At 55.3% G+C, this 11,984-nt stretch carries 7 protein-coding genes and 3 pseudogenes; 7 read left to right on the top strand and 3 right to left on the bottom strand.

What is annotated here, in order from left to right:
- Window positions 1–134 precede the first annotated feature (134 nt).
- Window positions 135–1,571, top strand: a complete 1,437-nt coding sequence (locus ACA062_RS09085) for an IS1182 family transposase (protein WP_497456084.1) — start codon at window positions 135–137, stop codon at window positions 1,569–1,571.
- A gap of 1,073 nt (window positions 1,572–2,644) precedes the next feature.
- Here ACA062_RS09085 and ACA062_RS09080 read toward each other — a convergent pair.
- Both ACA062_RS09080 and ACA062_RS09075 read right to left on the bottom strand, forming a co-directional pair.
- Window positions 2,645–3,850 (bottom strand): annotated as a pseudogene (locus tag ACA062_RS09080) (tyrosine-type recombinase/integrase).
- Window positions 3,851–4,631: 781 nt separating this feature from the next.
- Complete coding sequence (locus ACA062_RS09075) at window positions 4,632–4,862, bottom strand: hypothetical protein (RefSeq protein WP_497456083.1); 231 nt, start codon at window positions 4,860–4,862, stop codon at window positions 4,632–4,634.
- Window positions 4,863–4,978: 116 nt separating this feature from the next.
- Between ACA062_RS09075 and ACA062_RS09070 the strand changes: the two are divergent.
- Together ACA062_RS09070 and ACA062_RS09065 are read left to right on the top strand one after the other, a co-directional pair.
- Window positions 4,979–5,417, top strand: a pseudogene (locus tag ACA062_RS09070) (SulP family inorganic anion transporter); the annotation flags it as partial.
- Window positions 5,407–5,817: pseudogene (locus ACA062_RS09065) on the top strand (conjugal transfer nickase/helicase domain-containing protein); the annotation flags it as partial. The pseudogenes ACA062_RS09070 and ACA062_RS09065, both read left to right, overlap by 11 nt.
- 275 nt (window positions 5,818–6,092) lie before the next feature.
- Here ACA062_RS09065 and ACA062_RS09060 read toward each other — a convergent pair.
- Window positions 6,093–6,794 (bottom strand): GntR family transcriptional regulator, encoded by a 702-nt coding sequence (locus ACA062_RS09060; protein ID WP_497456082.1) that lies wholly within the window; start codon window positions 6,792–6,794, stop codon window positions 6,093–6,095.
- 180 nt (window positions 6,795–6,974) lie between these two features.
- On the opposite strand from ACA062_RS09060, the gene ACA062_RS09055 reads away from it, so the two are divergent.
- The 4 genes from ACA062_RS09055 (at window position 6,975) to ACA062_RS09040 (ending at window position 11,974) form a co-directional block, all read left to right on the top strand.
- Entirely contained in the window at window positions 6,975–7,811 is an 837-nt protein-coding gene (locus ACA062_RS09055) for a fumarylacetoacetate hydrolase family protein (RefSeq protein WP_497456081.1), read from the top strand.
- 78 nt (window positions 7,812–7,889) lie between these two features.
- On the top strand, window positions 7,890–8,810 hold the full coding sequence (locus ACA062_RS09050) for a VOC family protein (RefSeq protein ID WP_497456080.1): 921 nt from the start codon (window positions 7,890–7,892) through the stop codon (window positions 8,808–8,810).
- 114 nt (window positions 8,811–8,924) lie between these two features.
- The gene (gene mhpA, locus ACA062_RS09045) at window positions 8,925–10,544 is read left to right on the top strand and encodes a bifunctional 3-(3-hydroxy-phenyl)propionate/3-hydroxycinnamic acid hydroxylase MhpA (RefSeq protein WP_497456079.1); all 1,620 of its coding nucleotides are present in this window, start codon (window positions 8,925–8,927) and stop codon (window positions 10,542–10,544) included.
- 68 nt (window positions 10,545–10,612) lie between these two features.
- Window positions 10,613–11,974 carry an outer membrane beta-barrel protein gene (locus ACA062_RS09040; protein ID WP_497456078.1) on the top strand — a complete coding sequence of 454 codons (1,362 nt, stop codon included), beginning with the start codon at window positions 10,613–10,615 and terminating at the stop codon, window positions 11,972–11,974.
- The last annotated feature ends 10 nt before the right edge of the window (window positions 11,975–11,984 follow it).

The following is an 11,984-nucleotide window of genomic DNA, read 5'->3' as shown; positions in this document are numbered from 1 at the left end:
GTTTTGTAGACACATCGCATGTGTGCAATTGGCCGATTTCCGCCTGTGCTGACAGGCAGCTTCGGGTCCAGGCTGTGTGAAAACTCCCGCAATTGTCTAATCTTCTGATCGTCGAGATCGTAGCGGGGGCGATCATGAAGCGATTTATTGAAGGTGAGGCTCGGACGCAAGTCACCTTGCTGCCGGAGTGTCTGGACGATTACGTAGCCGAAGAAAATCCAGTGCGCGTGGTCGATGTTTTCGTCGATGAACTCGACTTGGGCGCACTTGGTTTTGAGGGCGTCCATCCTGCCGCAACTGGTCGTCCGGCCTATCACCCAGCGACATTGCTGAAGATCTATATCTACGGCTATCTCAATCGGATTCAATCCAGCCGCCGACTTGAGCGAGAGGCCGAGCGCAACGTCGAGTTGATGTGGCTAACGGGGCGTTTGGCTCCGGACTTCAAAACCATTGCCGACTTTCGCAAAGACAACGGCAAAGCCATTCGCAGCGTATGCCGCCAGTTCGTAGTTCTTTGTCGCAACCTCAATCTCTTCTCCCAATCGATCATCGCCATCGACGGCAGCAAATTCAAAGCCGTCAATAATCGCGACCGCAACTTCACTCAGGGCAAGGTGAAGGCACGCATGCAGCAGATCGAGCAGAGCATTGATCGATATCTGGCGGCGATGGATTCGGCGGATCGGGCAACGCCCGAAGTGGCCGAGGCCAAAGCAGAGCGGCTTAAAGAAAAGATAGAAACACTGAAAAAGCAGATGCAGAAACTCAAGGAAATCGAGGCGCAGCTCCACGAAAGTCCAGACCAGCAGATCTCCCTCACAGACCCAGATGCACGCTCAATGGCCACGAGCGGCCGAGGCACCGGAACGGTTGGCTACAACGTACAAACAGCTGTCGACGACAAACACCATCTGATCATTGCCCATGAAGTGACCAACGTTGGTAATGATCGTGGGCAACTGAGCAATATGGCGAGCCAAGCGCGTGAAGAAATCGAGGCTGAATCGCTAACGGTGGTGGCCGACCGAGGCTATTACAAAGGTCTGGAAATCCTTGCTTGCGAGCAAGCCGGCATCACTGCCTTCGTACCGAAACCCCTCACATCTGGCAGCAAAGCCGAAGGCAGATTCGGCAAGCAGGATTTCATCTATCTTATTGCGTCGGACGAGTATCGATGCCCTGCGGGGCAGTTACTAACCAGGCGGTATTCGTCGATGGAAGACGGCATGTTATTGCATTGTTACTACTACTCGGGCTGCCAGTCCTGCGCAATGCAAAAGCAATGTACGACTGGTAAGGAGCGCCGTGTGAAGCGCTGGGAACATGAGGCTGTAGTCGACGCGATGCAGGTTCGGCTAGAACATGATCCAGCGATGATGAGGGTTCGTCGACAGACCGTTGAACATTCTTTTGGAACGCTCAAGTACTGGATGGGAAGTACCCACTTCCTGACCAAAACCCTACCGAGGGTGAGCACTGAGATGAGCCTTCATGTGCTCGCCTACAACCTCAAGCGAATGATGAGCATCTTTGGTATCGCAGGACTGCTTGAGGCGATCAGGGCGTGAATCCAGCTGCTTGATCGTCCGTGAGTGGCTGTTTGTGCCGCTGACGCGGCCCAAACAGCATTACGAACGCCTATGTAGCTGACTAGGGCAATTCGCGCTTTCGCCTGCTGGTTTCGTAGGTAACGCACACAACTCTCAGCTTTCGACGTATTCAGTGCGTTTTCACACAGCCTGGGTCGACAGCTGCCCGCCACGACAGGCAGTAGATGGCGAGACGCTGACGCTCACCGGTATCTGCTGGCCCTCCTCAACCGCTTCAGGTCTGACCCAGCGACGCTTTACTACAGAGTCCGGCCATGCTGATAGAATCGGTCAAGTTATACATAACGCCTCTCTGAGAAATGATATAAATACAAAATTGACGGAAGAAGAAATGCGCCGGACGCTATTCGGTGATTCTGAATTCCCTGCGCCGGCATCTTTATCACGTTGGGTGTATTGGCTAAAAATGCGAGACTTCTTCTACTCCTCAGACATATTCCCAGATGTCGCGAAACAGTGCTGCTGCGACCAAAAATCTCGTTCGTGCTACGAGAACTTTTGGGAAAATCGCCTCCATTTTAGGCTGCCGTTAAAATGATATCGCCTGTGCTTTGATCGTAGGAAACCATTTGCTGCGCCATCGCGCACGGACGTCAAAAGTCTGGCACCCCTGCGTAACTCACAGGTGCCCTCCTTGAGTCTGGCAGGTGGAAACAAAGGATCTATCGCGACCTACAGGTTACTCACAGGTGCGTGCCGTAGGTTTCCGTGTGCCTCAATCAGATTGAAAGCCCCTAGAAGCTACTCGCAGGTGTTCATTACAGATGCAAACGTACTTCCCGCAGATTGAAAAGCCCCTACGAGTTACTCGTAGCATCATGCGTGAAATCGAGGGGAAGGAGGTGGAGCAAGCAGACTGAAGGGCAAAAAAAAATCACCCCGCCACCCAAACGGGTGATTACGGAGGAGCCGGTTTTGGTTGGCGCTGCTACGCCAGTAGCTGTCAACCAGATACTTTTGGAAGAGGAACATAGCTGGCCAATTGTTTGATCATTTCGTATTGCGCCTCAGTGAGCAACGGTACCAGCACCTCATACTGCGTCGAAGAGAGCGTCGTCAGAAATTTTGAACGCTCTTCCAAGGCCAGACGTAACGCGTTCACTTGGCCGTACTTGCGAATCCCCAATGCTTTTTTTGCGGTATTGGCCTTCGTGGATCTTCTCCAGCCACTCCCATTTTGCGTATGCATCACCTCGACCGCGTAGGTGAGTGTAACGCCGCATTGAGTTCCAATCTCGATGCCCCGACACACTCGCTACCCGAGGAATGTCCCAGTCCATTTCGAAAAGCCGGCTAACGCCATCGTGGCGCAGGTCATGAAAGTGCAGATCCTCGATGCCAAGTATCTGACAAGCCCTGGTCCACGAAGTGGATACAGACTCTGCGCTGTACGGAAATATCTCAGGTAGCGCCTTCGGCATAGTTTGAATAATGGCCCACGCCTCTGGTGGTAAATGACACCACACATTATTACCAATTTTTTGGCCGGGATTTTTCATGTCGCGTACCAACACACGTTGGCCGACCTCATCCAGATCTGCCCATTGAATCCGGGTGATTTCTTCCTGTCGGCGGGTTGAGAACAATACAAACCCAGCCATCTTGAGCACGTTGATTGACGTTGGGCGACGGGCCTGGATACCCCGAAAGTGCGTTAATAGCTTGTTGAGTTCATCTAGAGTGGGACGTCGGTCGCGCTCACGACTTCGCATGTTGTACCCCAGCTTCTTCAACACCCGTCGGGCATCGCTCATGGCGTGGGTGGTCAACCTCATACCCCCAAGCAGGACGTGCAATCGAAAGCACTGCGCCCAGGTGCGCGAGATCGTTACCGGCCGTCTGTGGCTTGACGCCTCCACCCTCTTTGCCCATACGCCAAAGCGCATACTCCACTAGCTGCTGACTGGTGATGTTTTGGTCGTTCAACTTACCAAAGTACGACTCACGGACAGCTTGGAGCGTCCCGAGCTTGGTTTTGCCCAACGGCCTAACTTTCTCCATCTCAATCAAGTAGCGATCGATCATTTCCTTAACCGTGGCGCCTTGGCGGTTTGCCCGCTCAATCGCGCCCGGCTGATCCAGTTCGGCCTCTCGCTTTCGAACCCAAGCTTGGGCGGCCTGTTTTCGGGCGAAGGTCTGGCTCTCTTGGTAAACTGCACTCCGTTGCGCTTGATGCGGATCTGAGCCGAGTAGTTCACCATCCCATCTGCCAGTTTTCTTGCCCTGATAGTCGCCATATCGAAAGTGGTACGCACATCGCACCACCGACATACAAAATACGCCCAAAAACGCCGTAAAACACACCGAAAACACGTAGAGCACAATGGTACACAAAACAGCTATATACCCAGTAAATACGGGCTCTTCAGTGTCGAGACGCTTCAGCGTGGCCCCAATGATGGATTGGCAGCACTAAGCTCTAAAACCCCATAAATAAAGGCTTCCAGTGTCGCCTTGAATTTCTTGTACCACTTTCGTACCAATGCCGTTCGCCTCCCCCTCAGATCCCAAGCCTCTTTCCTTCGATGTAGCAAATCTTAAGCAACCGCTTTCAGTAGCCAGCTGCGGGCACTGTCGTACCTTGGTGTCCTAAAAGAGCTCTTTATCAGGATGGCTTGTCGAGTAAGGATGGGGTGGTGTGATTAAGATCTGGCACCTAACAACAGCATGCAGCGGACGGCGGCTGCTGATGCTGAGCGTTAGGCGTCTCTGGAACCCGGTGCGCCTACTAGGGAGTGCGACGACATGTTCGACGATCCTGATTTCCAGCAGAGTCTCGTGCTTCTTCTGCTCGGAGCGCTCGTTACTGGATTTGGTGTTCCCTATGTCCTCAAGGTGACTGACAGCCGGAAGCTCAGAGCGCAGCAGGAGTATGAAGCTGCCCTGGCTCGGCAGACCAAACTCCTTGATGCTCAATCCACCCTCTTGGATGCAAAAACGTACAGAGCTTTTCGCCATGTCTGTACTAATGCTCGACTTTCACTGACACGATCATGCCTCCAGGGACTAGGCCAGGAGTTAAAAATGAATTTCAGCGGTCTTGAGGCCCAAGTCTCGTAGCTCGGCTACCAAGTCATCCAACTGCCCGAAAGACTCGACTTCTTCATTGCCATCAACCAAGAAAAAACTCGTTCCAGCTTCTTTCTTGAAGAACACGATCCACTCCTTTGGATTGGTTGGGTTGGCGATCACATGGGTGTCAAAAGTAATGCCTTCGGCATGGTTGCTTTTCACAGCTTCACGGTTCATGTCAGTCACCACACTACATGCGTTTTCGAACATCTTAACGTGCGGTGCACGCTCGTTCAGCCCAATTCAAGTCTACGCCTACATAGACATCTCAGCGGCATCATGCAGTTGATCAGGCTATCACCATGCTCGGAGCAGCAGAGTCGCTGCATCATGCTGTGGTGGCCGATGGCATGGCGGTCACCAAGTACGACTCCAATCAGGGGCTAATCGGCCAGAAGATCGATAATCCGGTAACGCCACTGTTTGGCGGCTTCGCAGTCACTGGTGCGATTGCCCGCACTGCCACCAATATCCCTGATGGTGGCACCAGCCCGCTGGCCGGCATCGCGCACGCCGTCACCTTGATACTGATTATTCTGTTCATGGCACCTTTGGCCTCGAACATCCCCCCTGTGCGCTCTGGCCGCGACCCTGTTCGTGGTCGCGTACAACATGAGTGAGTTGAAGCACTTCAAACGCATAATGGTGGTGGAACAGAACCCCCAGATTCCTGATCGCACAGCCAACCTGCTGAACGACGAAACTGATCCGACGATGGCGATCAGGCGAACACTTCATGGTCTGGCTGCGCCAGCATATTGATACCCGCAAACTGATCATCAATGACGCGAAGGCTCTGGTGCATACCGTGGCCGATACCGTGTACCTGGTGAGTCCTGGGCTGTTTCAACGTTACGCACAGGAACACCCACAGTCAGCCGTCTTCGCCAAAGAAGACAAAGTGACAGACTGGCAGTGGGTGCAAAAGCGCTTCGAGAAGCTGGACTTGCACCGAAAGCAGGAGAACGGCCTGAACATCTGGACCTGTGAAGTTACCGGGCCGCGTAAATCACGCAGGCTACATGGTTACCTGCTGAATGATCCTCTGCGGCTGTTCAATGACGTCCCTATGAGCAACCCCTACCTCACTGTGTTGCCGACGACAAACTCTGCAGCGCAGCACACGGGCTGAATATTAAAAGTTGGTTCTCGCAGGCTACACAGAGATCGCGCGACAGGCATACAAGGATGGGTGGAGGTTTGCGCCCATCCTTCAGTGAAACCTAAGTGGTTTACGCGGAAACCTTTTATAGATAAACAGCTTGCGACGCAAATGTCTTAGTTTTCTCCTTATCTCGGCAGGACCCCATTTACGAGTGGTTGCTCAATCAGGCCGAAATTGAAGTCAAGCAGATTCCAACGACCGTCGAATCATTGACCCGACCTCTGGTCGAGAGAACGTCAAAACTAGCCTAATAATGCGTGTTTGAGCACCGAATCGGTAGTGGTCTGATAGTGGCATGAGAGCAATTCGCACGCCATGTCGATGTCTTTGGCCAGCGCCGCCTCCATCAACTGACGGTGTTCGTGGGGCACATCACGCACGGCACTTTCGAGATAGTGCATCGATAGAAACCGATAGCGCGCGGTCTGGTCGCGCAGGGACGAGCACAGGCGCAGCAGTGTCGGAGAATTGCAGCTAGAGATCAGCGCCTGATGGAACACTTCGTGAGCGTTTTCCCATTCCGGTTTTAGCAGCCGCTCAGGTCCTTCGACGATGGTCAGGCGATCCAGCCGGTGGTGGGCGGCAAGGACGCGGCTCTCCCACTCCACATCGCCCTGGCGAATCGAATCGGCCAACACCTTGCATTCAATGTGCAATCGAGCGGCGGTGATGTCGGCGATTTCTGCTGCCGAGATCCGACCGACACTGAAACCTTTCTGATCGGCTGCGGAGACGAAGCCACTGCTGGCCAAGCGCGACAACGCTTCGCGCAGCGGAATCACGCCGACGTCGTAGGCTTCGGCCAATTCTTTGAGGCGCAGGCGACTGCCTGGGGCCAATCGGCCATTGATGATGTCCTGGCGAATCAGGGCTTCTAGCTGCGAGGCCATGGTGCGCTTTTCAGTGGGCTCGGCCGATTGCCAGTTGATCAGAGGGGAATTCACGGTCGACTCCATTTTTCGCATTGTCTGCGCAAATCATACACAGAGTGAATAATTTCTCACATCTATAAAAATATATATTTTTTTATTGACGGCATATTTTTTTGACTCTAGCTTTGTGAGCACGCAGTCGGTACCCCCTACACAGCCGGCGCCCATTCAAATCAACAAGAGAAACCTGCCATGCGTTACGTCCGCTTCCTCAATCAAGGTCAACCTGTCCTGGGTGTCGTCACTGCCGAAGGCGTACGCGTACTGGGTTCTGAATCTCTTGAGTCGCTGTTAGCACGAGGAGTCGATCTGACTACTCACGGTGCCGACGCCAACGGCGAGTTGGTCGAAATAGACGAAAATGCTTACCTACCGCTAATGCAGCGCCCGACCAAGATTGTGTGCGTGGGTTTGAACTATGCCGACCACACCAAAGAGTCCCCTTACGCTCAGCCGAGCTACCCGACCCTGTTCCCTCGCTTCAACTCGAGCCTGACAGCCCACAACAAACCGCTGATTCGTCCACGCATCTCCGACACACTCGACTATGAGGGTGAAATGGCGGTGGTTTTGAAAAGCGGTGGCCGTCACATCAAAAAGGACGATGCGCTCAATCACGTCGCCGGTTACGCGCTGTTCAACGAAGGCTCGGTACGTGACTACCAGTTCATCTCGCCTCAGTGGACCGTCGGCAAAAACTTCGATGACACCGGCGCATTTGGTCCGGTCCTCGTGACGGCAGATGAGTTGCCAGCGGGTGGCAAAGGTTTGCTGCTTGAGACGCGTGTGAACGGCAAGGTCGTACAATCGGCCAACACCAACGACATGCTGTTCGACGTCGCGACTATCATCTCTACGCTGAGTGAAGCCGTGACGCTGGAAGCCGGCGACGTGATTGTCAGCGGCACCCCGGCCGGCGTTGGTTTTGGCATGAATCCAAAGGTCTATCTGAAAGCGGGTGATGTGGTCGAAGTGTCGATCGAGGGCATCGGCAAACTGGTCAACCCGGTTGTCGACGAAGTCTTATAACAAACACAGCTTCAAACTCGGCGCAGGGCCGAACCCGCCCCTGCGTCTCACAACAAGAATAATTAAATGGAGGCAATCATGAGCGTGTCCCATGGTGTGCATTCAATCGATCATTACGCGCTGAACGTTCCGTCTCTGGACGAAGCCTGCCAGTTCTTCGAAAGCTTTGGTCTCGACGTTCAACGTGAACCGAATCAACTCCTCTTGCGAGCAACCGACGGCCACGTCTGGGCCAAAGTCTTCCCTGCCGCGTCCAAGTCGCTCGCTTATCTGAGTTTCAACTGCTACGAGCAGGATTACACTGCCTTGCGCCAGCAGATCGAAGCCGCGGGTGGGCGTTTTGAAGACCGTCCCGAAGCCGGAATCTGGTTCCGTGACCCGGACGGCAACCTGCTGCAGGTGAAGGTCGGCGATAAAACCATGCCCGACCAAAAATCAGCTCCCCACAACAGCAGTACCCCGCCCAACAGCCGCGGCGCGACGACCCGCGATGCCATGGCGAAGGTCCGCCCTCGTCGCTTGTCCCATGTCCTGTTGTTCACCCCCGACGTACTCGGTGCGCTGGACTTTTACGAACAGGCCCTGGGCCTGAAACTCTCCGACAAGTCGATGGACATTATCGCCTTCAGTCACGCTCCCCACGGTTGCGACCATCATCTGGTGGCGTTCGCCAAGAGCAGCGCCAAGGGCTGGCACCACGCTGCGTGGGAAGTCGACAGCATCGATGAAGTTGGCGCGGGTGCTTCGCAAATGGCGGCGGCGGGACACGTGAAAGGTTGGGGTACCGGCCGTCATTGCCTGGGTTCGAACTACTTTCATTACGTGCAGGATCCGTGGGGATCGTTCTGCGAATACTCGGCAGACATGGACTACATCGGCGAAGGTGTCGAATGGCCCGCCGGCGACTACCCGCCGCAAAACTCCCTGTACCTATGGGGCCCGGACGTGCCGGACAACTTCATTTTCAATACTGAAGCGGACACCCCGGCACCCGCCTGAGTCGTCCAATCCCGCTTTAACAAGCCTGAATACCTGCACTGCGCGAGCGTCCCCACTCGCGCGACGGGGCCGGCCATGCCCGGAAATCATTGCGAAGTACACGAGGCACAGAACATGAATCAGCAAACCACAGTCGATGTAGCCATTGCCGGCTACGGTCCTGTAGGCCAGACCCTGGCCATTCTATTGGGTCAAATGGGTTACTCGGTGGCCGTATTCGAACGTTGGCCAGCGCTTTACCCGCTCCCACGTGCGGTTTTCTACGATCATGAGATTCGCCGTATTTTCCTCGCCATGGGGCTTGGTGATGAGTTGGACAAAATCTCCCAGCCGTCGGCACGCTACCAGTGGTTCAACGCTGACTGGAAAGTCTTGGTAGAAATCGATTGGTCCGCCGAATCGATCAGTGACGGACCGTTCGGCTACCTGTTCAACCAGCCGTTGCTGGAAGCCGCATTAGATCGCAAGGCCAAAAGCATCGGTAACAACGTGCAGATCCATCAGGGCTGGGAAGCCACTGCGCTCAAGCAAGACGCCAATGGCTGCGACATGGTTCTCAATCGGGTCATTCGCGAAGACGGCAAGTTCTCACTCGGTGACGAGCAGCAAAGTGTCCGCGCTCGCTACGTGATAGGTGCTGACGGCGCCAACAGCTTCGTGCGTCAGTCGTTGGGCATTGAATGGCAAGACCTGGGCTTTCAGGAAGACTGGCTGGTGGTCGATCTGCAGCCCAAGCCCGGTGTGCAACTGGATGTGCCGGACATCGGCCAGTGGTGCAACCCCGAGCGTCCCACCACCATGGTCCCCGGCGGCCCCGGTTATCGTCGCTGGGAATTCATGCGCCTGCCCCACGAAACCATCGAAGACCTGCAAGACACCGATAAGGTCTGGTCGCTGCTGTCGCGCTGGGTGACACCGGACACCGCTGACCTGGTACGCCACGCGGTCTATCAGTTCCGCTCGCGCATTGCCTCGAACTGGCACAGCGGCCGGGTGATGCTGGCCGGCGATGCGGCCCACGTGATGCCACCGTTCATGGGTCAAGGCATGTGCTCGGGGATTCGTGATGCCTGGAATCTGTCCTGGCGTCTGGACTTGCTGCTTCGCGGTCTGACCGACAATACGCTGCTGGACAGCTACACCCTGGAACGCAAGCCGCAGATCCGCGCAGTGATCGAAGCGTCCATGGCCATGGGCAAAGTCGTCTGCGTGTCCGACCCGGTCAAAGCGGCCGAGCGCGACGCAGCGTACTTGAGCGGCAACGTTGCGCCATTGCCGCCGTTCCCGGGTTTAACCGATGGCCTACTGCAGAAGGATGGTCAATTGCGCGGCATTCTTGGGGTACACGGTTCGATCGAAATCGGTGGCAAGGTCAGCCGTTACGACGAAGTTATCGGACGCGGTTTCCACTTGTTGGTCAGAGGTGACCAAGATCCTCTGGCAGCGCTCGACCTTGAACACCTGGCGTTCATTCGTGACTACGACCTGAAAGTCGTTCGATTCGCAGAAACGGCTGACAGTGCCAAGGGCATTTATCGCGACGTCTCTGGAAAATACCTGCAGTTCATGGCCGAAGCCGGACTCAAAGCCCTCATCGTGCGCCCCGACTACTACTGCTATGGCGGAGTTGCAGAGCTGTCTGCGCTGCCCAAATTGATCAACTCCCTGCGTGAGCAACTGCAAAAAAGCAGCCAACCTCACGTCGAAAACGGTGGAAAGGCCTGTCACGCCTGACACGATTTATTGGTGGCATGGATGCCCCCTCCCTTTAAAACTCTGACAACAAAAACAAGAGACAGATAATGATCAACATCAAGGTGAAAACGCTTGGTGCGGTTCTGGCCGCCTTCGCAACGCTCAACACACACGCATCCGAAGGCCCTGAATCGGGTGAAGGCACGCTGTTTCGTAGCGTTTTTGGAGACACTCTGGAAAAGGATTATGGGATTCAGGTCTCAGGCCTTTTTGACGCCGCTTACTCTCGCAATAATCGGTCGACGCATGATCAGCGTCAGGACGGTTTGAGCAATCTCCCGGTGGTTGGTTTCGCAGACGAGGGCCTGGAATGGGGTAGCTTGCATCTGTTCGTCGACAAGTCACTGAAGGGCACCATGGTGCCACGCATCACGCCGTTGCCAGGTCCTGCGCCGAGCGAAGCCTCCTTCGGTTTCACCTTCGAAATGAACTACGGGCGTAATGCCCAGTTCGCCCGCACCACGGGTTGGGACATGCACTGGGACGTCAACTCACCGGGCGACAACGATCTGGCCAAAGCCCAGCGCGACAAGCAGAAATTCCTTGCCATCCCCAACATCGCCGCAACCGCCTACCTGCCTTACGGCCCTGGAATAACTGCCATGGCTGGGGTATTCGGCCCGGCCTTGGGCTACGAAATTCCGCCCAACATTCGTGTCGCGCGTAACCCGTTTGCCAGCAAGACTTACGCCTTCGTTAGCGAGCCGGGAACCGTAAGTGGCGTGCTTCTCGGCACGCGATTGTACAACGGTGAATCGTCGATCCTTGGTGCCGAATTGGGCGTCGTCCAGGGTTGGAACAACCTGCGCGATAACAACGACCAGAAGTCGATGATGGGGGCCTTGCGTTGGCGTACTGCGGACATGCAGACTTGGGTGGACTATGAGTTCATCCTGGGCGATGAACAGAACGACAGCTTCAGCGATGTGCAGGCTCCAACGTCGCGCCTGGTGTCGCCAGAAGGTCAGTTCAAACAACAACACTCGCTCAACGGCTGGCATCGTTTCGACTCAAACTGGTCGATGGGCGCCGAGCTGGTTTATGGCCGTCAGGACGGTGACGGCAAGGCCTCGACCGTCGACATCATCAACGGTCCTGGTTTCGATGGAGCCCATTGGTGGGGTGCCAACGCGGTGCTCACCTACCAGCAACGCCCAGACCTCTCCTACTCGGTGCGAGCCGAACATTTTGCCGATCCCGACGGTTTCATCCTGCTGCCTGTATCTACCGCTCGCGGCAATTTCAATGCCCTCACTGCGGGCCTGCGCTATGACCTGAACAAGTACGTCTCGTTGCGCCCTGAAGTGCGTTATGACGTGTTCGATGGCAATGCCGACGATCACCCGTTTGGCGCGGGTCGCAACAGCACGCAGCTGACCGGCCTGGTTGAAGCGCTGTTTTATTTCTAAGCCCTTGGCG

The organism is Pseudomonas sp. LBUM1679, assembly GCF_059695565.1.
This window is presented reverse-complemented; position numbering and strand designations above follow the sequence as displayed.